Raw genomic sequence first — 20,023 nt, forward strand, 5'->3', positions numbered from 1 at the left:
GACTATCTCGGTCGCCTGCGGCGCACCACAACAATTCCGATCGCGAGTATCGCGGCGGATACCCCTACCAATCTTGCGGTCATCTTCTGCGTCCACGAGTGTGTGCGCTCGAGCGTGCCGTCGTGCCATGCGGTTTGCACGGCGACAAGATCAGCAGTGAGACCGGGGATTGTGATGGCATCCATGTTCGTCGTCGGCAGTGATCCGAAGATCCTCTCCGGCTCGGGCGGTCTTCCGTTGCGGTCCTTCGGGATTGCCTCGATCAGCGCGTTGACTTCTGCATCGCGTGGATCGTCGAAGAGCGCGCCATCGGCGGTGTTGGGAAACAACGTCGCCTTGCCCGTCATCTTCTTTTCAATCGCGGCGACGCTATCCTGACAGACGCCCAGTGCATAGTAGCCGCCAAAGGGAAGCGTGGGTCGCGCACTGTGTTGATGCATGTATGCGACGGACATTCTGCCCACCAGACGGGTTACTTCGACGGCATCGGCTCCGCGATATTCGTGCGCGTGGCGGTCGAGCACCCAGGACTGGTCGAGCGTATCCATGGTACGAAACTCGGCCTTGCCATCGATGCCGAAGTACCAACTGATGTTGGCGTTGATCCTGGGCCCGCGAATCTGCCACTCGTACTCGGCGTGGCTTACGGGCACGAGCAGTGTTCGCTTGGTGCCGGGAATTTTGATCTCGGAGCTTACCCAGAAGGGCATCATTACGTCATGGCCCTTGTAGTGAAAGTGGCCGAAGTTCGCAAAGTAGCGCGCGTCAGACACCGTCACCGTGTGTCCTGAATCCATCAGGGCCTGCACCAGCGCCTCGGGCGTGGTGGAATGCTTTCCTGCAATCTGGGCGGTCGCGGTAGGCGCGCCGTCGAGCGCGTTGAGACTTAGCCGGTTGAGCACATCGGCGATGCGTTGGCTCTCGGAGTGGAGCGGCGCGAGCTTCGGGTTGGCGTCGTCTCCGCGAACCACGCCCGTGCCGAGGTCAGTCACCAGATCGTTGCGGCGGAAGCCGGGCAACTGCGATGGCTTATTCAGATTTATCTTCTCGGCATGCTCGAGCGAGTACGGGCCGAGATCGATGAAGGGCTTTGCCTGCGCGGTCGACATGCTGCCCTTCGGTGTGCTGCCCGTCGGGGTTCCGGGATGACTCGCGGCCAAACCTTCGAGTGCTTCGCTTTTTCCTGCGACGTGTCCGGCGACACGAACCGTGGGATTGATCTCCTGCATGGTCCAGCCGGGGAAGCGGTCGAGGCGCTGCCAGTCCTTGCCCAGAATCAGCTCGCGCAGCCGATGCATCAGAGCCGGGGTCATCAGAGCCGGGCCTTTCTTTCCGTTTTTGTCGAGCTCCGCCAGCAGCGCGTCGGTGAAGCCGGGCGTCGCTGAAAGCTCCCGCATCATCTGCGACAACATCACGGTGTTAGCTGGCATCGGCTCCTCCGGCACGATATAGGGCGCGTCGCTTCTACAGCCGATCAATGCGGCCAGCACGATGGCGCAGGAGATGCGGCTAAGCTTCGGATATACAGGTGTAGGCATCTGCCCATAGAGAATTTTCACTGTTAATATAGGCATTTCCCGTCAAACGAAAGCGAAATACAGAGGTCTTTCCACTGCACTTCGCTTGGGTCGAGATGACGTTATAGTTTGGTCCGGCGAGATGAAGTGCATTTGGTGGAAGGGTTCTCCACCTTCGACGTGCAAACACTAGCTGTCGAGCTTCTTTACGACGAGTTCATTGAGCAGTACGGGATTGGCTTGTCCCTTAGACAGGCGCATGACCTGGCCAACGAAGAACGCAGAGACTGTCTTCTTGCCACCGCGATACTGCTCTACCTGCTTGGGATTTGCGGCGATTACCTCGTCGATCATCTTTTCGATGGCCGAGGCGTCGGAGATCTGCTGCGGCTTCTCGCGGTCATAGACGGCGGCGAAGTCTTCGTTCTTTTCAAAGCAGGTATCGAGAAGCTGCTTAAGCATCTTGCTCGACAGTTCACCTGACTCAGCGAGATCGGCCGCCATGACAACTCCGTCCATGGAGACGGGAGACTGATCGAGTTCGAGGTTGGCTAGACGGAGGCGCATAGTCAGCTCGCTGGTCAGCAGAGCCGCTACGCGCTTGGGGCTCTTCGCTTTCTTTGCTGCTGTCTCGAACCGGTCGGCGAAGGCGCGGGTTGCGGTGAGGGTTGCGGCATCCTGATCGCTGATCTCGTACTCGGCGATCATGCGCGCGCGGCGGGCCTCGGGCAGCTCCGGCAGGGACTTCAGAATTTCGGCTTGCCACTCTGCGCCTACGACCAGCGGCGGCAGGTCCGGCTCAGGAAAGTAACGGTAGTCGTGGGCCTGCTCCTTCGAGCGCATCGAGAACGTTCGACCTTCGGCGCTGTTCCAGAGGCGCGACTCCTGCACGACGCGGCCGCCGTCTTCGATCACGCCGATCTGGCGCTCGATCTCGTACTCCACCGCCGCGCGAATGTAGCGGAAGCTGTTGACGTTCTTGACCTCGGCCTTGGTGCCGAACTCCTTCGCGCCCTTGAGCATGACGCTCACGTTCGCATCGCAGCGGAGCGAGCCTTCTTCCATGTTGCAGTCGCTCACGCCGGTGTAGAGGAGAATCTCCTTCAGCTTCGTCAGGTACTCGAAGACCTCGTCGGCGGTGCGCAGGTCGGGCTCGCTGACGATTTCCACCAGCGGCGTACCGCAGCGGTTCAGGTCGATGTAGGTCTTCGACACTGAATCGGCGAAGCCGTCATGCACGCTCTTTCCGGCATCCTCTTCCATGTGCAGGCGGGTCACGCCGATGCGCTTCGACGCGCCGCTCGCATCGGGAACATCGATCCAGCCATGTTCGGCGATAGGCTTGTCGAACTGTGAGATCTGGTAGCCCTTTGGAGAATCAGGATAGAAGTAGTTCTTTCGCGAGAAGATGCTGGTCTCGCGAATCTCGCAGTTGATCGCCTTGGCTGCGAGCACGGCGAACTCTACCGCCTTGCGATTAAGCACCGGAAGCGCACCGGGGAGCCCCAGGCAGGTGGGGCAGACGTGAGCATTGGGGTCGCCGCCATATTGATTCACGCAGCCGCAGAAGGCCTTCGAGGCGGTCAGAAGCTGAACGTGGACCTCCAGCCCGATGACGGGCTGATACTTGGCGAGAATCTCTGGCGAAAGTGCGGTGGCGGTAGGCATAATCAAGTTGATTCTAACAAGCAGGTCGCAGCGTCCGGCATTTTTGCATCTCACAGTGCAACTCTCCACAACCAAGGACGCCTATGCCCTTTCGCTTACGCCCTCACCAGCCTGAACCTGCAGCCGCTCCCAATGAAGCGCAAAAGAACCTCGAGCGGCCCAGCGCGCAGGACATCTACGAGCAGGTGGCGAACAATGCGCGCCAGGAACTGGGCCGCTCCAGCGTGGCGCTTGCCATCTCCGGGCTGGCGGGCGGCATCTTCATGGGGCTGTCGGGACTTGGGAATGCGATCGTCATCGCGCTGCTGACTACTCCGGGCGCCGCACCGACGAATGCCACGCTGTTTATAGCGAAGATGTTTTACCCGCTGGGGTTCATCGTGGTGATCCTCGGGCGCTCGCAGCTTTTTACAGAAAACACTCTCTACCCCGTCGCTCTTGTGCTGGCTGAGAAGAAGCACTTCTGGAAGACGATGCGGCTCTGGGGCGTGGTGCTTCCCTCAAACGTGTTGGGAGCATTGGCCTTCGCCGCCATCGCCGGGCTTACGGGCGCGCTTCGTGCCGATATGGTCAGCGCATTGGCTCAGCTAGGCGTTGAAGCGCTGCACCATCCGGCGCAGACCATCTTCTGGAGCGGCGTAATGGGCGGCTGGATCATCGCCACCGTAGCGTGGCTGGTCTCCGGATCGCACTCGATCACCGGCTCGGTGATGATTATCTGGATGCTGGCCTTTGTGGTTGGTCTCGGCAACTTCGCTCACTGCATCGCGGCCAGCGGCGAGATTCTTACCGCTGTGCTCACCGGGCACGCGTCTTTGACCGCTTTTCTGAGCTGGCTTGGACTGGCGGTGGCGGGCAATATCTGCGGCGGCGTGGGCATGGTGACGCTGCTCGAATATGGCCAGGTAATCTATGGCAAAGATGCCGAGTCCGAGGCGCTTCCACCCGAACCAGAGGCTCCCACATCCACATCGGTGACGAAATAATTCGTGACGTCCTGATTTATGTCCTGCAATTGATCGACGTGCCGCCTACTGGGACCCCATCTTTTTGGTCCTGTCTACAAGAGTGTCCACGTTGGTTTTATCGATAAGCGATACTCCCGTGTCGATGAACGCCGGAAAGGGAGAGAAGGGGTCTAGCCAATAGTCTCCGGTCAGCGGCTTGACTGGATAGTGGTGAACGTCGTCCAGCCCTTTCAATCCGAGAAAGGCCATCGTGTAGGGCTTCTGGGAGATGGTCGAGTCGATCGTTCCATCCTTCACCAAGTCCAGCGTAGCGCTGTCCACGTCCATCGCGACCAGCAGGCGATCTTTTGCGTTGGCCCGCTTGTAGGCCTCACCGACGTCTTTGCCTGCCGAAGCCTCCAGGCAGATCATCGCGTCAATCTTGTCTTTGCCTGTCTTGGCGAGGTATTCCTGCGCCTTGTCCATGGCCAGGCCGGAGTTGCCCTTCATGTCGAAGACGTCGACAATCTTGATTCCGGGAGAGCTTGCGAACACATCTTTGTAGCCCTTCAGCCGCTCTTCGAGGTTCGGCTGGTCGGCGATGGTGAAGAAGACCACATTCCCTTTGCCGTTTAGTTGTGCCGTGACCCGCGCACCGCCCAAGCGGCCAGCCTCCAGATTGTTGGTCCCGATAAAGTACAGCCGGTGGCTGGCGGGCGCGTCCGAATCGACAGTGATCACTGGGATTCCTGCGGTAATCGCCGCATCGATCTCAGGTTGCATTAAGGCCGCATTGGCGACGGAGACCAGTATCCCCGCGGGCTTTCGGGCCGCCACCGTGTGAAATTCAGTTACCTCGTCTTGAGGATCGAACGTGGTTGGCCCCCAGACCTCGGCTGTAACACCATATTGAAGCGCGGCCGCCTGAAACCCGTCTGCCGCCGTCTTCCAGTAGGGCAGGTTGATGTTGGTTGCTACCAGGTAGTAATGCTCCTTCTTGCTGTGCCTGGTGCATCCCGTAAGCAGAGGAAATGCCGCCACGAAAAGTGCCAAAAAAATCCGCTTCCCCCAAGTATCCATGCTCTTCCTCCGGAAACATCGGTTGTCCAAAGCATCGCGGGACCCTTTAAGTCATGCACACCGCAGGCTGTCTTGCCTGTGGGTGCAAGATAGTACTCCAATAGCACAACACCTGAAAACACCCGTTCTACAATTTTTCCGGAGGACGTGCAGGGTATGAAACTTTCTTCCAGCGACGTGAATCCAATCGCCACACAGGAGGCATTGATGTCCGCAGAAATCGGCAAGACCGCAAAGATCGTCCGGTTCCATCAGACCGGGGGAGCTGAAGTTCTCCAGCTTGATGAGCTCGCCGTACCTGAACCCGGTGAAGGCGAGGTCCGTCTCCGCGTCAAAGCCATCGGACTGAACCGCGCCGAGGTGATGTACCGGAAGGGCCAATATCTCTACGAGCCAAAGCTCCCCGCCAAACTAGGCTACGAGGCTTCCGGCGTTGTCGAAGCCATCGGTGCAGGCGTCGATCGCGCGTGGCTGAACAAGACCGCCAGCACCGTTCCCTCTTTCGAACTTACCCGATACGGCGTCTATGGTGAGGTCGCCATCGTTCCCGCGGCCGCACTCGCCGAGTATCCCTCCACGCTCTCCTATGAGGAAGGGACCTCGATCTGGATGCAGTACATCACCGCCTATGGCGCGCTCGTCCACTTCGGCAGAATCACTCGCGGCGACTTCGTTCTGCTCACTGCGGCCAGCAGCAGCGTTGGCCTCGCCGCTATTGAAATAGTGAAGGCCGAAGGCGCCATCAGCATCGCTGCCACCCGCACCGCAGCCAAGAAAGCCGAGTTGCTCGCGCTCGGCGCGGACCACGTCATCGTCACCGGCGAAGAAGATCTTGTCACGCGCGTGAATGAGATCACCGGCGGCAAAGGCGCGCGCATTGTCTTCGATCCTGTTGCCGGGCCAGGACTGGAGGTTCTCGCTAAAATCACCGCCATCGGCGGAACCATCTTCGAGTATGGAGGCCTTGATCCGAAGCCGACACCTTACCCGCTGTTTACTGCCCTGGGCCGCGGTCTGACCATCAAGGGATACACACTGTTCGAGGTCATCACCAACCCCGAAGCCTTTCCCAGGGCCAAGCAGTATATCTTCGATCACATCGCGGCGGGAGACTTCAAACCGCGTATCGACAAGGTCTTTCCTCTTAGCGAAATAGTCGCCGCCCACCGCTACATGGAGTCCAACGCGCAGATCGGCAAGATCGTCGTTACTGTCTGATCTGTCGCAAACCGCCGGAGCCCGCGATTCAGGCTCTGGCGGTTTGTCCGCTAGAATCGAACCAGCATGGTTTTGCCTTTCGTCCGCGAACTGCTTGCGGACCTTGAACACTCTGAGGCTTTTGAGCGTGTACGCCGCCACCTGGGCGGAGGCACGGGGCGCCGACGTGTGTCTGGCCTGACGGCTACGGCGCGCGCACTCTATCTGCCACTGTTCGTCCGCGCAGCCAATGCTCCCTGCGTGATTATCGTCTCGGATAATAAAGCTGCGGAGACACTTCATGCAGCGGTGCTCTCAGCCTGCGAGTTGACCGCAGCGCTGGATCCGAGCCATGTTCTCCGGCTCCCGGCCCATGATGTTCTGCCATTTGAGAATCTTTCGCCACATCCCGAGATTCAGGAGACGCGCGCCGCTACGCTTTGGAAGATTGCCACAGGAACGGCGCGGCTGGTCATCGCACCGGTCGAAGCCGCCTGCATGAAGCTCTTTGCCCGCGACTTCTACAAGGCGCTTGCGTTGTATCTGAAAGTCGGCGAAGAGTACATGCCCGACATGCTGATCGAGCATCTTCTGTCGGTCGGCTATAGCCGCGTCGATGTGGTCGAGATGCCGGGACAGGTCACGCTGCGCGGCGGCATCATCGATGTTTACTCGCCCGAGATGGACCGCCCGGTGCGCATCGACTTCTTCGGCGACGAGATTGAGTCCATTCGCAAGTTCGACCCTGAGACACAGCGCAGCAGCAGCCCGCTCGATGAGGCACTGCTGCTGCCGCTCACCGAAATTCCGGTCACTGAGAAAATTCTTACCGCCATCAACGCAAGGCTCACTCGCAGCGGACTCGCCGGTGCGAACCTTGAAGGCGGGGAAGAGCCTGTCGAACTTCAGACTCACGTCGCCACGCGCACCGGCGAGGCCACTGTCTTTCCGGGTTGGGAATTTTTTGCGCCAGTCGCCGGAGCTACACATACTCTGCTCGATCTCCTGAACGCCAGCGGACCTACGCCGCGGGTCTTTATCGAAGAGCCTGCGATGGTTAAAAATCAGGGTGAGCGCTGGTGGAACAAAGTCGAGCAGCGGCACGATCGCTCCGGCATCGGCAACCTGATTCGCCCCGAGGACATTTATCTCTCGCCGTGGGACCTGGACGACCGGCTGCATAAATTCTGCGGCTGCGAACTCGACCAGCTCGGCCTGGTGGATATCCTCGATGCCGACCGCAGCGACCTCTCCGAGGTGGACTTCGCTACCCGGCCCACGCAGCGTTTCCACGGCAGCATTCCGGCGCTCATCGATCAGCTTAATTTATTGATGAAGCAGGACGCGCGCATTTTGCTGACCGCGCCCAATCAGGGCGAGGTAGAACGTCTCGCAGGACTTTTGCAGGAGTATCAGGTTCCCTACCGCCTGGGCTCGCGCACCGAGCAGCATGGCAGCTCCACTGTTTACTCCGAGTCGAGTTATCTGGCGGGAGACCTGCGCACTCCGGTCATCGTGAAGACCACCATCGCGGCGGGAGTGCAGATACTCGATCTTGATCGGACGACTGCGCGACAGGTTGTCATCTTTGGCGCACAGGATCTCTCGGACGACGCCGACGTGACGGTGCGGACGGTACGGCGTGGCAAATCGAAGACTGCTGCCTTCATCTCTGATTTTCGCGATCTTGCTGTTGGCGACTATGTGGTCCACGTCGAGCACGGTATCGCTCAGTATTGCGGCTTGCGTGTTATCGAAGAAAACGATGCGCCTCCGCTGGAGCTGATGATTCTCGAGTTTGCCGACGAGGCGAAACTCTACGTTCCGCTCACACGGCTCGATCTGATTCAGAAGTACCGCAGCACCGACACCGGTCCTGCTCCGCAGCTTAACAAGCTGGGCACGCAGGGCTGGCAAAAGACCAAGGCCCGCGTCAAAAAAGCAATGGCCGACATGGCCGCCGAGTTGCTGAAACTCTATGCCCAGCGCGAGTCCATTCAGGGCACTCCGTTTTCTCCTGATACGAACATGCAGCGGGAGTTCGAGGACGCATTCGACTTCAACGAGACCGACGATCAGCTCAACGCCATCGCCGATATCAAGCGCGATATGGAATCGACGCAGCCGATGGACCGCCTGCTCTGCGGCGACGTTGGCTACGGCAAGACCGAGGTCGCCATGCGCGCGGCGTTCAAGGCGGTCCAGGACTCGAAGCAGGTTGCCGTGCTGACTCCGACGACCGTGCTCAGCTTCCAGCACTACGAGACGTTCAAGCGGCGCTTTGCCAACTTCCCTGTCAACATCGAGATGATTTCGCGCTTTCGCACACCGAAGGAACAGAAAATAATTCTCGAAAAGGTCGAGCAGGGGAAGGTCGACATTCTCATCGGCACGCATCGCATTCTGTCGAAGGACCTGAAGTTTCAGGACCTCGGCCTGCTGATTGTCGACGAAGAGCAGCGTTTCGGTGTTCGCCATAAGGAGCGCCTCAAGCAGATGCGAACTGCTATCGACGTGCTGGCCATGTCGGCTACGCCGATTCCGCGCACGCTGCATATGTCACTGATCGGGCTGCGCGATATGAGCGTCATTGAGACGCCGCCTAAAGACCGCATGGCCATCCAGACCATCGTCGCCAAGTTCGACGAGAAGCTTGTGCGCACCGCCATCGAGATGGAACTGGAGCGCGGCGGCCAGACTTACTTCGTCCACAATCGCGTTGAATCGATCTACGAACTGGCGGCGAAGATTCGTGAGCTGGTGCCGCAGGCCCGCGTCGTCATCGGCCATGGGCAGCTTCCCGAGGCAGAGCTGGAGCGCGTGATGCTTGCCTTCATGAACCATGAGTACGACGTGCTTCTTGCCACCAGCATTATTGAGAACGGCCTCGACATTCCACTCGCCAACACCATCATCATTAATCGCGCCGACCGGCATGGCTTAAGCGAGCTATATCAGCTACGGGGCCGTGTCGGCCGTAGCAATCGCCGCGCGTACTCGTACCTGCTCATCCCGCCCGAGAAGGAGCTTACCGAGATATCCCGGCGCAGGCTGGCGGCATTGAAAGAGTTCTCGGACCTTGGCGCAGGCTTCAAGATCGCCGCGCTCGACCTTGAGCTGCGCGGCGCAGGCAACATGCTCGGCGGCGAGCAGTCCGGCCACATCGAGGCCATCGGCTTCGAGATGTACACCACCATGCTCGAAGAGGCTGTGCGCAAGATGAAGGGCGAGGAAGACAAGCCTGCCCATGCCAATACGGTCATCAATCTCGGCATCAGCGTGCGCATCGACAGCGATTACATTCCTGAAGAGAATCAGCGGCTGCGCATGTACAAACGCATTGCCGGAGCGGAAGACTATGCCACGCTCGCGGATGTTCGCGCCGAGTTGCAGGACCGCTACGGCACGCCACCGGAGACTGTGCTCAATTTACTCGCAGCAGGTGAGATCCGCTTGCAATGCGAGCAGCTTGGCATCGCCCAACTCGACCGCAAACGCACTCAGATCGAACAGGGCAAGACCAAAACATTTGTTGAGATGCTGCATTTGAAGTTTGCAGAGCGGCTATCGGGGGGAGCGCCTGCGACGGCTCCGGGCGTGGCTCCAGCGCGAGAACGCAGCGTCGATCCGGGAGTGCTGATGAAGCTCGTCAGCCGCAACACCAAACGCGGAGCGCAGTTCACGCCGCAGGGCATCCTGCGCTGGCCGCTCACCAGTGCCAAAGCCGAAGAGGTAATCGCCGAAACCCGTGCGCTGCTGGATGCGCTCGATGCCCATTAGCACGACCGCGGGCTGCGCGGAGAGACGCGGATAGAGACTTGCTTTATGCTCATCCATGTTTATCTGTTTTGATCCGTGGCCGAATTGAAATTCATCCTTTTTTAGTCAGGACCAGGAAAGCATGCAAAAACTTCTCACGTCTCTCGCTCTCGCCATCGGGACCACTATCCTCATGCCTATTTCATCCTTAGCGCAACACGTCTCTGCGGACGGCGCACCGCAGACCTTTCAGTTCGTCTCTGACCAATACTTCAGCGACGTGTACTTCCACTTCTCTCCCACTGCTGGAACCGCTGCCGGGTTGCATCAATACGACACACAGCTTGAGGACTACTCAGCCGCATCGATCCAGAAAGAGATCGCCGCACTTCACGAGTACGAGAAGAAGGTCGAAGCCGTCGACCCCAGCGCGCTCGATGCCAGCGTCGTCGGCGACCGCGAGATTTTGCTCAACAATATTCGGTCGCAACTGCTGACGCTCGAAGTCATCCGACCGTGGGAGAAGAATCCCGACATCTACTCCTCCGGCGTCACCAACTCCATCTTCGTCATCATGGAGCGCCCCTACGCGCCAGCCGATACGCGCCTGCACGCTGTTGTCGAACGCGAGAAGCTTATTCCGCAGGTTCTTCAAGAAGCACGCAAGAACCTTAAGAATCCGCCGCACATCTATACAGAGATCGCTCTCGAACAGATCGACGGGCTGGTCAGTTTCTTTCAGAACGACGTGCCCAGCGCGTTCTCTTCCGTCACCGATCCCGATACCAAGGCCGCCTTCGCACAATCCAATGGGGCTGTCATTGAAGCGCTTAAATCCTATGGCGCGTGGATGAAGACTGACCTACTTCCCCGTTCCAATGGCGACTACCGGCTCGGTGCCGACACGTTCCGTAAGAAGCTGGCCTACGACGAGATGGTGGACATTCCGCTCGACAAACTTCTCCAGATCGCATTCGCCGACCTGCACAAAAATCAGGCTGAGTTCGCTCGCGTGGCCAAGGAAGTCGATCCAACTAAGACGCCACAGGAAGTTCTCGCGGAGCTCGCTACGATTCATCCCGCGCCCGATAAGCTGCTTCCTGCATTCCACAACACCTTTGACTCGCTCATCAGCTTTATCAATACACACCACATCATCACGATTCCGAGCACGGTGCAGCCCACGCTTGAAGAGACGCCACCCTTTATGCGCGCCACGACTTTTGCTTCGATGGACCCTCCAGGCCCCTTCGAGACACATTCCACCAAGGCGTACTTCAACGTGACGCTGCCGGAGAAGGACTGGACCCAGCAGCACGTGGCCGAACACATGGCGAGCTTCAACGTGGGCACCATCATCAGCACCAGCGTCCACGAAGCTTACCCCGGCCACTACGTGCAGTTTTTGTGGATGCCTGAGTTTCCCAGCAAAATCCGCAAGGTGCTCGGTGCCAACACCAACATCGAAGGATGGGCCCACTACTGCGAGCAGATGATGCTCGACCAGGGCTACGACGCGCCCGGCCCCAACGCCACCGCCGCCGAGATTCGCGAGTCGCGGCTGGTCCGTCTTGGCCAGTTGCAGGATGCTCTGCTGCGCGATGCCCGCTTCGTCAACAGCATCAAGCTGCACACCGGCGAAGGCGAGCCCGGCGGCAAATGGACGATTGACCAGGCCGTGGACTTCTTCGTCAAACAGGGTTACCAGTCGCCGTCGGTCGGCCTCGTCGAGACCAAGCGCGGCACCTCGGACCCGACGTATCTCTACTACACGCTGGGCAAGCTTGAGATCATGCAACTCCGCGCCGACATGATGAAGAAAGAGGGTGCGGCCTTCAATATCGAGACCTTCCACAATAACTTCATGCGGCAGGGTTTTGCTCCCATCAAGATCATTCGCAAAGCCATGCTGCACAATGATTCGCCGGTGCTGTAGCTGACTGACGAACCTGTCACGACAAAAACATAACTATGCTGTAACTGCTCCTTGCTAGGATCTTCCACAGCGAAATTGCATCCAAGGAATTTATGACCCAAAAGACCCCTCAGAAGATCCGTAAGGCCGTCTTCCCAGCCGCTGGCATGGGCACCCGTTTTCTTCCTGCGACCAAGACATTGCCCAAGGAGATGCTTTGCCTCGTCGACAAGCCGCTCATTCAGTACGGCGTCGAAGAGGCCGTGGCCGCTGGCTGCACCGAGATCATCATCATCACCAGCCGTGGCAAGACAATCATGGAAGATCACTTCGACCGCAGCCCGGAACTTGAGGCTTCGCTCGAGGCTAAGAATAAGACGGCGCTCCTCGAGATCGCACGCAGCGTCTCCAAACTCGCCAAGATCACCTTTACACGGCAGTCCGAACCGCTCGGCCTCGGCCATGCCGTTCTTCAGGCCAAGGAGATCGTCGGCGACGAGCCCTTTGCGGTGCTGCTGCCCGACGACATCGTTGACGCCACAATTCCCTGCATGAAGCAGATGGTCGAAGCCTTTAACGAGACCCAATGCAGCATCCTCGGGTCTGAAGTGGTGGAGGGCGCAGCGATCTCCGCTTACGGTTGCCTCGACTGCACGCCTGATCCGAAGAACCCGCGCCTGCTCGCCGTAAAAAACATGGTCGAGAAGCCAAGGCCAGAAGACGCCCCATCGCAAAACGCCATTATTGGCCGCTATATTCTTACGCCACGCATCTTCGAGCTGCTCGAGACCATCACCCCCGGCGCGGGCGGAGAACTGCAGCTCACCGACGGCATCAAGGCTCTCCTCAAATACGAGAAGGTCTACGGCTTCAGCTACGAAGGCAAGCGACACGATGCCGGCGACAAGCTGGGTTTCCTCAAAGCCACCGTCGAATTCGCCCTGAAGCGCGACGACCTGGGTCCCCCGTTCCGTGCCTGGCTCCAATCCTTTCCCATCTGAGCACAGGGGCTGGGGCGTCAAGCGAATCGCAGCTGTTTCACACTAAGCACCGTTATTGCACTTCGTACATCCAATCTCCTATGCGCCTTCGACATAGAAGGACGCCAAGGAGTAATTGATGCCCAGCCTTCTCGATCCGATCCAGGTCGGCGATCTGCACCTGCCCAACCGCGTTTTCATGGCACCGCTCACACGCCTGCGCGGCACGCAGGATCACGTTCCCACTCCGATGATGATTGAGTACTACACGCAGCGCGCCAGCGCCGGCCTCATCATCTCCGAGGGCACACCCGTCGATCCGATGGGGGTCGGTTACGCCAATGTTCCCGGCATCTGGTCGCAGCAACAAGTGGAAGCGTGGAAGCCTGTCACCGCCGCTGTTCATAACGCCGGTGGCCACATCTTCGCGCAGATCTGGCACGTCGGCCGCATCTCCGACCCCGCGTTCCTCAACGGGCAGCTGCCGGTCGGCCCCAGCGCGATCGCGGCATCAGGTACTGTCAGCCTGCTGCGTCCGCAGCGCCAGTTCGTCACGCCACGAGCCCTTGAAACGGGCGAAGTCAAAGATGTCGTTGAAGCCTTTCGGCGCGGCGCGCAAAACGCCCAGGCTGCAGGGTTTGACGGCGTCGAGCTTCATGGCGCCAACGGCTACCTGCTTGACCAGTTTCTCCAGGACGGCTCCAACCATCGCACCGACGAGTACGGCGGCCCCATCGAGAACCGCGCGCGCCTTATGCTCGAAGCCGCCGATGCCGCCATCTCTGTCTTCGGCGCGGGCCGCGTCGGCATGCACCTCGCCCCCCGCGGCGACTCCCACGGCATCTCCGACTCCAACCTCACCGCCACCTTCAGCTACGTCGCTGCGGAACTGGGCCGCCGCAAGATTGCTTTCATTGCAGCGCGCGAGCATGTCGGCCCCGACAGCATCGGGCCGCAGCTCAAGCAGCTCTTTGGTGGCACCTTTGTAGCCAATGAAGCCATCGACCAGAAGACCGGCCAGCAGCTTCTCGATGAGGGCAAAGCCGACGCCGTGGCCTTCGGCAAACTGTTCATCGCCAACCCTGACCTACCAGTTCGCTTTGCAAAGCACGCGCCGCTCAATCGGCCTGAACCCAACACCTTCTACGCTCCCGGCCCTCACGGATATATCGACTACCCGGCCCTCGGGGCTTGATTCCGCAGAACCGAGAATAACCCCTACGGCGATAATATTTTCATCGATCGCCGCCACTTTGCGGATATCGCAAAAACGTGGCCGACGGTTCCTGCATCTTACTCAGTAACAACAGTCACCGAAATACGGAGAAGAAATGTCGACCGAAAAAGCAAGTGCTGCCAAAACCTCCATCACCCGCAAACAGCTCATCGACGCTCTCAACGAGGATCTCGCCCGCGAATATCAGGCTGTCATCGCCTACGTCAATTATTCCCAGGTCCTCAAGGGTGCGCAGTATATGAATATCGCCGCGGAACTTGCCGTTCACGCCGGCGAAGAGCTTGCCCACGCCATTACGATCGCCAACCAGATCGACTATCTGGGCGGAATGCCATGTGTCACACCCAAACCGGTCAAAACATCCGAAAAAGCGGAAGACATGCTTCGTTTTGATCTCGACAACGAGAACGAAACCATCCGCCAGTATCGCCGCCGGGTCAAACAGTGCGACGAATTGGGAGAGTTCGCCACCGCGGAGCACATCCGTGACATTCTGCTGCAGGAGCAGGATCACCAGATCTCTCTGGCCACCGCTCTCGGCGTTGATGTTCCTGATGTAGGCATCGCAGACTAACTGGTCTACCCATTAAACAAGTGCCGCCGCCGACTGATTTCGGTGGCGGCGCTTGTCTTTGAATCTTTCACAAAGGCTATCGTTCTTTTCGCATTTATACAGAGACTCTTCACTAACCAGCGCACGATGAACTGTGCGTTACTTCGGTGGAGATGACGTGCTCCTTTGTGCGACGGCGACACTCAAGATGGCATATAGCCAGAACAGTCTGTTTATTTTTTCGTCGGTGACTTCTTGCGAAGCTCCTTCATGGTGCCTCGCGGAAATCCGGTCGACTCCCGCACGACGAGATCGGTCTGGATGTTGTACTCGTGCTTCTGCGGAGAAGTCTCCGTGCCCTCGACACAAGCGCGCAGCGCATTCACTGCAGCGCGAGCCAGGTCGAAGCGCGACATCTGCACCGTCGTCAATGGCGGAATCGTTACCTCAGCGATGTGAATGTTATCGAAGCCGATGACTGAAAGATCATCCGGCACGCGCAGGCCAGCGCGATACATCGAATGCAGCACGCCAATGGCGGTCATATCGTTGGAGCACATCACTGCGGTCGGCATGTCCTTCCCCGCGAGCAGTTGCTGCATGGCCGCCATGCCGCCTTCGAGGGTGTGCTCTCCCTGAAGAATCCACTCCGGTTTGGGGGGAATTCCGCACTCACGCATCGATTCCGAAAATGCATCCAGCCGCGATTGGGCCGAGTGCAACGCCAGCGGCCCGCGCAGGAAAGCAATCTTCCTGTGCCCCAGCGCGGCTAGATGTTGCACTCCCTGCCGAATGCCGTGACGGTAGTCCACCTTCAACACGCTGATGTTCGGGCCATCTGGTCCCACATCGACAAAAACCAGCGGAATTTTGCGCTGGGCCAACTGCTCCAGCAGCGGAGCTTCAATCCCGAAGGTCATCACCGCGACGCCGTCCACCTTGCGTTCCAGCATGCGGCGAATGCAATGCGACATGCGCTTGGGATCGTGGTTGGTCGAGCTTACAAGAATCTCGTAGCCATGCTCGACAGCAATATCTTCAAAGCCCTGAATCAGCTCCGGAAAGAAGGGATTGGTGATCTCGGAGACGATCAGGCCGAGGATCCAGCTACGGCCCGACACCAGGGCGCGTGCCTGGGTATTAGGAAAGTAGTCCAGTTCTTCGATCACCTCCCACACCCGTTTGGCGATCTTGGGGTTCACCGTCGGTATACGGTTAATCGTTCGCGAGACAGTTGCGATCGAAACGTTCGCCAGACGCGCAATCGTGCGGATGTCCATGCGCTCCGGACTCGCGGTCTTGCGCTTCTTCTTGGTTCCCTGCCCGAGGTCTGCCATAGAGGTATAGGAATGCGTTTACAGAATAGCCTACCCAGCTAAAACGATTCTGGTTGGATCGTATTCCAGCCTGCGGCTACATTTCGGCCGACAAACACAGGTAATTCCGGCCATCGAGAGGAATGTAGACCTCTTCTCTGTTTTTCTGAATGGCGATGAAAACGTTTGCGATATAAATTGGAGTGGCTGATCACAGGAACCATTTTGACCTCATGCATTTGTTACGAAGGAGCCCCTTGTGGACCGTAGAAAATTCTTGCAGGCATCCTCGCTCGCCGGAGCGGCAATCGCATTTGGCGCTCGCCCCGCATGGAGCGCGACAGTAGACGCGCATGTAGAAATTCTGCTCGACGAAAGCATCGGCATCATCGCGCCCGAAATCTATGGCCAGTTTACCGAGCAGCTTGGCGGCGTTATTTACGACGGGGTGTGGGTAGGCGAAGGCTCATCCACCCCTAACGTCCACGGCATACGCAAAGAGATCGTTGACTGCCTGAAGCAGATCCACGTCCCCGTCATACGCTGGCCCGGCGGCTGCTTCGCCGATAGCTACGACTGGCGTGATGGCATCGGGCCGCGCAAGGACCGTCCCACGCGCACCAATTTCTGGGCAGACGACCCTGACGCCAGGCGCCTGAGCGGCAACGCCGTCCAGCTCTATGAGAACAACGCCTTCGGCACCGACGAGTTCATCCGTTTCTGCCATCTCAGCGGCGCGCAGCCTTACCTGGCCAGCAACCTTCGCAGCCTGCCCGCAATGGAGTTCTCCCGCTGGGTCGAGTACTGCAACTCCCCTGCAGGCTCAACGACACTGGCAAAGCAGCGTGCGGCTAACGGCTCTGCCGAGCCGTATAACGTGAAGTATTGGGGTGTCGGCAATGAGAGTTGGGGCTGTGGCGGCAACTTCGAGCCGGGCGAATACGCCGAAGAGTTCCGACGCTTTACTACCTGGGTGCCGCATTACGGCGTTCCGCTCTCCTACGTCGGCTCCGGCCCCAACGACAACAATCTCGAGTGGACGAACGGTTTCTTTGAAGCGCTTCGCAGAAAGAACTACATGCCCCGCGAGCTTCGCGGCTGGAGCGTTCACTACTACACCTGGAACCTGAGCATGGGGCAGACCAATGACTGGGTTGCAGGCAAGCGCGATGCTCTCGACTTTGATGAGACCGGCTGGTATGAGCTTTTCCTTCAAGGCCTCTACATGGAAGACATCGTGCGAGCGCAATGGGGACTGCTCGGTGAGTTTGACCCCAGCCGCAACATCAAGCTGGTCGTCGATGAATACGGCGCATGGTATAAGCCCGGCACCCAACTCGACCCCACACACATGCTCGGTCAGCAGGTAACGCTTCGCGATGCGCTGCTGACTGCCATGACGCTCGACATCTTCAATCGCCATGCGGAAAAAGTCGGCATGGCCGCCTGCGCGCAACTCATCAATAACCTCAACGCTCTCTTCTTTTCGCACGAGGATAAGTTCATCACCACGCCGGTCTTTCATGTCTTCGACATGTACGCCGCGCATCAGGGCGGCCAGTCGCTGCGCGCAAACTTCTCATCGCCCGAGGTCCACTACCAGCGCAACGGCAAAACAGCATCACTCGCGGGACTCCTCGGCTCTGCTTCTCTCACCGGCAAGACCGTCACCCTCACCGCGACCAATCCCGACCTGAAAGAGCCAAGGGTAACGGAGATCGTTCTCCGCGGTTCAGCAAAGATCGCATCCGCTGAAGCATCGGTACTGACCAACACCGACATGCACGCCCACAATACCTTCGAGATGCCCAATACCGTGCAACTGAAAAAGCACGCGATCGAAGTTCAGGGAGACGGCCTGACCATAACCATTCCGGCGGCCTCAGTCTCTCGCATTGCGATTCAACTGGCTTGATGATCTCTGGAAGGCCCTATGACGCGATGAATCTGCGGAATGGGGCCTCCTCTCAATCTTTGATTGACATCGATGGATCGACGAATATAGGGTGTTAGGAAATGGTAAACGTTTTCTCAACGTGAGACCGCTTTACACTGGTTTCTCCTACTTTTGAAATGCTATGGACTGCTCTCTTATGCGCGCTATGAAATGCCAGCCAACCGGGGCTGCCACCGTGCCCTTGCAAAATCAAAGCTTCTATACAAAGCGGGCAGCAGCCTGCGGGCTGGGACAATAAGACCATGGCAATTGTTGCAGGAGTAGATTTCGGAACCCTCAGCGTACGCGTCACCCTTCTCGACAGCGAGCGCGGCCCGCTCGGAACCGCGGTAGCGGAGTATCCTCTGCACCGCAAACGCGAAGACCCCGACTACGCCACCCAGTCCCACGAAGACCACATGCGCGGCCTGATCAAGGCGATGCATGATGTGCTTGCAAAATGCGGCATCCCTGGAAACAAGGTTGAGGCCATCGCTCTCGACACCACCGGCTCCAGCGTCATTCCTGTCGATAGAGATCTCAAACCCCTCGACGAGTACTACCTCTGGTGCGATCACCGGGCCAAACGCGAGGCACGCGAGATCACCGAGGCCTGTCACCGCGATGGCATTGAGGCCATCGAGTGGTGCGGCGGCGTCTACTCGCACGAGTGGGGCTTCGCCAAGTTGCTGCATTGGCTTCGCAACAATCCCGATAAGCGGGACCGCTTCGCCAGCGCGCTTGAACACTGCGACATGGTGGCCGCAACCCTCTGCGGCATCACCGATCCGCGTCATGTTAAACGCAGCATCTGCGCGATGGGTCACAAATGGCTGTGGAACCCTGAATGGGGCGGCTTCCCACCACAGGCTTTCCTTTCGAAGCTCGATCCCCTGCTGGATGGCGTCGTTGACAAGCTCTCCGGCGATTACCTTACCTCCGACCATCTCGCTGGTCATCTCGCCGCCGAGTGGGCTGGCCAGCTCGGATTGCGCATGGGCATCCCCATCCCGGTCGGGGCCTTCGATGCCCATTGGGACGCCATCGGCGCGGGCTGTCGCACCGGCGACGTCGTCAACGTCATCGGCACCTCCACCTGCATCATCGCCATGCAGCCAGAGATCAGCCTCATCCCCGGTGTCTGCGGTGTCGTTCCAGGCAGCGTGCATCCCAATTATGCGGGTGTCGAGGCTGGTCTCTCCGCCACTGGCGACATCTTTGAAGCCATCGCCCGCCGCGCCGGAACCACGGTGAAATCGCTGGCCGAGGGCATCGAAAAAAATAACCCCGGCCAGACCGGCCTACTCCGCCTCACCTGGGACAACGGCGACCGCACCGTTCTCGTCAACGCAGACCTCGCAGGCATCACCATTGGCTGGAACCTGCTCACGACCGCGCAGGACGAGCTCTTCGCGGCCATCGAAGGCACCGCCTTCCACACTCGCATCATCCTCGAGCGCATGGCCGAGCACGGCGTCCCGGTGGAGCGCGTCGTCAACGCGGGCGGTATCCCGCAGAACAACGCAACCCTCAACCAGATCTATGCGAACGTCCTCAACAAGCCGGTCGTCGTCCCCGACGGCATCCCCACCAGCCTTGGCTCAGGAATCTTCGCCATGCTTGCGGCGGGTATCTTCAAGACAGTCGAGGAGGCCCAGGACACGCTCTGCCTCAAATATCGAACTTACAATCCCGAACCCGCCGCAGTGGCCGTCTACGATAAGCTCTATCGCCACTACCGCGCACACTACTTCAACTTTGGCGAAGGCGCACCCGCATCGGTAACGATGCTGGAGACCTTCCGCCAGTTGCGCGAGATTTCGCACCAGAGCCACGCAACGCCGCAAGAGGCTCTACTGAAAGCGTAAGAAATTTTCAACAAGGCAGCGCGAGCAGCCTCAAAACAAACGAAACACGG

At 58.9% G+C, this 20,023-nt stretch carries 13 protein-coding genes; 9 read left to right on the forward strand and 4 right to left on the reverse strand.

Translation table 11 applies throughout. The features are described from left to right. Positions 1 to 2: 2 nt before the first annotated feature. Complete coding sequence (locus tag P4G45_RS15510) at positions 3 to 1,538, reverse strand: hypothetical protein (RefSeq protein ID WP_348267382.1); 1,536 nt, start codon at positions 1,536 to 1,538, stop codon at positions 3 to 5. A 168-nt stretch (positions 1,539 to 1,706) separates the two neighbouring features. Beyond that, positions 1,707 to 3,185: an Asp-tRNA(Asn)/Glu-tRNA(Gln) amidotransferase subunit GatB gene (gene gatB / locus P4G45_RS15515; RefSeq protein ID WP_348267383.1), complete on the reverse strand. Its 1,479-nt coding sequence runs from the start codon at positions 3,183 to 3,185 to the stop codon at positions 1,707 to 1,709. An 83-nt stretch (positions 3,186 to 3,268) separates the two neighbouring features. On the opposite strand from gatB, the gene P4G45_RS15520 reads away from it, so the two are divergent. Continuing rightward, positions 3,269 to 4,171 carry a formate/nitrite transporter family protein gene (locus P4G45_RS15520; RefSeq protein ID WP_348267384.1) on the forward strand — a complete coding sequence of 301 codons (903 nt, stop codon included), beginning with the start codon at positions 3,269 to 3,271 and terminating at the stop codon, positions 4,169 to 4,171. A 45-nt stretch (positions 4,172 to 4,216) separates the two neighbouring features. On the opposite strand, the gene P4G45_RS15525 is transcribed toward P4G45_RS15520, so the two are convergent. Continuing rightward, entirely contained in the window at positions 4,217 to 5,185 is a 969-nt protein-coding gene (locus P4G45_RS15525; protein ID WP_348267385.1) for a substrate-binding domain-containing protein, read from the reverse strand. Between the two features lie 234 nt (positions 5,186 to 5,419). Between P4G45_RS15525 and P4G45_RS15530 the strand changes: the two genes are divergently transcribed. From P4G45_RS15530 to P4G45_RS15555, 6 genes are all read left to right on the forward strand, one after another. Next, positions 5,420 to 6,430 (forward strand): zinc-dependent alcohol dehydrogenase family protein, encoded by a 1,011-nt coding sequence (locus P4G45_RS15530; RefSeq protein ID WP_348269270.1) that lies wholly within the window; start codon positions 5,420 to 5,422, stop codon positions 6,428 to 6,430. Between the two features lie 66 nt (positions 6,431 to 6,496). Beyond that, positions 6,497 to 10,189 (forward strand): transcription-repair coupling factor, encoded by a 3,693-nt coding sequence (gene mfd, locus P4G45_RS15535; protein WP_348267386.1) that lies wholly within the window; start codon positions 6,497 to 6,499, stop codon positions 10,187 to 10,189. A gap of 121 nt (positions 10,190 to 10,310) precedes the next feature. Next, positions 10,311 to 12,104 carry a DUF885 domain-containing protein gene (locus tag P4G45_RS15540; RefSeq protein WP_348267387.1) on the forward strand — a complete coding sequence of 598 codons (1,794 nt, stop codon included), beginning with the start codon at positions 10,311 to 10,313 and terminating at the stop codon, positions 12,102 to 12,104. 92 nt (positions 12,105 to 12,196) lie between these two features. Continuing rightward, positions 12,197 to 13,084, forward strand: coding sequence for a UTP--glucose-1-phosphate uridylyltransferase GalU (galU, locus tag P4G45_RS15545; RefSeq protein WP_348267388.1), 888 nt, complete (start codon positions 12,197 to 12,199; stop codon positions 13,082 to 13,084). Between the two features lie 118 nt (positions 13,085 to 13,202). After that, complete coding sequence (locus tag P4G45_RS15550) at positions 13,203 to 14,258, forward strand: alkene reductase (protein WP_348267389.1); 1,056 nt, start codon at positions 13,203 to 13,205, stop codon at positions 14,256 to 14,258. A gap of 136 nt (positions 14,259 to 14,394) precedes the next feature. Beyond that, positions 14,395 to 14,874 (forward strand): ferritin-like domain-containing protein, encoded by a 480-nt coding sequence (locus P4G45_RS15555; protein WP_348267390.1) that lies wholly within the window; start codon positions 14,395 to 14,397, stop codon positions 14,872 to 14,874. Between the two features lie 212 nt (positions 14,875 to 15,086). Here P4G45_RS15555 and P4G45_RS15560 read toward each other — a convergent pair whose 3' ends face one another. Next, entirely contained in the window at positions 15,087 to 16,190 is a 1,104-nt protein-coding gene (locus tag P4G45_RS15560; protein WP_348267391.1) for a LacI family DNA-binding transcriptional regulator, read from the reverse strand. A gap of 238 nt (positions 16,191 to 16,428) precedes the next feature. Between P4G45_RS15560 and P4G45_RS15565 the strand changes: the two genes are divergently transcribed. Together P4G45_RS15565 and P4G45_RS15570 are read left to right on the forward strand one after the other, a co-directional pair. Beyond that, entirely contained in the window at positions 16,429 to 18,084 is a 1,656-nt protein-coding gene (locus P4G45_RS15565; RefSeq protein WP_348267392.1) for an alpha-L-arabinofuranosidase C-terminal domain-containing protein, read from the forward strand. Between the two features lie 284 nt (positions 18,085 to 18,368). After that, positions 18,369 to 19,973 (forward strand): ribulokinase, encoded by a 1,605-nt coding sequence (locus P4G45_RS15570; protein ID WP_348267393.1) that lies wholly within the window; start codon positions 18,369 to 18,371, stop codon positions 19,971 to 19,973. Positions 19,974 to 20,023 lie beyond the last annotated feature (50 nt).

Source organism: Edaphobacter paludis (assembly GCF_039993895.1).
Classification (GTDB): Bacteria; Acidobacteriota; Terriglobia; order Terriglobales; family Acidobacteriaceae; genus Edaphobacter; species Edaphobacter paludis.

Coding starts and splice junctions, on each gene's coding strand:
- P4G45_RS15570 (WP_348267393.1), top strand. CDS start 18,369: ATGGCAATTGTTGCAGGAGTAGATTTCGGAACCCTCAGCGTACGCGTC.
- mfd (WP_348267386.1), top strand. CDS start 6,497: ATGGTTTTGCCTTTCGTCCGCGAACTGCTTGCGGACCTTGAACACTCT.
- galU (WP_348267388.1), top strand. CDS start 12,197: ATGACCCAAAAGACCCCTCAGAAGATCCGTAAGGCCGTCTTCCCAGCC.
- P4G45_RS15510 (WP_348267382.1), bottom strand. CDS start 1,538: ATGCCTACACCTGTATATCCGAAGCTTAGCCGCATCTCCTGCGCCATC.
- P4G45_RS15550 (WP_348267389.1), top strand. CDS start 13,203: ATGCCCAGCCTTCTCGATCCGATCCAGGTCGGCGATCTGCACCTGCCC.
- P4G45_RS15540 (WP_348267387.1), top strand. CDS start 10,311: ATGCAAAAACTTCTCACGTCTCTCGCTCTCGCCATCGGGACCACTATC.
- P4G45_RS15555 (WP_348267390.1), top strand. CDS start 14,395: ATGTCGACCGAAAAAGCAAGTGCTGCCAAAACCTCCATCACCCGCAAA.
- P4G45_RS15560 (WP_348267391.1), bottom strand. CDS start 16,190: ATGGCAGACCTCGGGCAGGGAACCAAGAAGAAGCGCAAGACCGCGAGT.
- P4G45_RS15530 (WP_348269270.1), top strand. CDS start 5,420: ATGTCCGCAGAAATCGGCAAGACCGCAAAGATCGTCCGGTTCCATCAG.
- P4G45_RS15520 (WP_348267384.1), top strand. CDS start 3,269: ATGCCCTTTCGCTTACGCCCTCACCAGCCTGAACCTGCAGCCGCTCCC.
- gatB (WP_348267383.1), bottom strand. CDS start 3,185: ATGCCTACCGCCACCGCACTTTCGCCAGAGATTCTCGCCAAGTATCAG.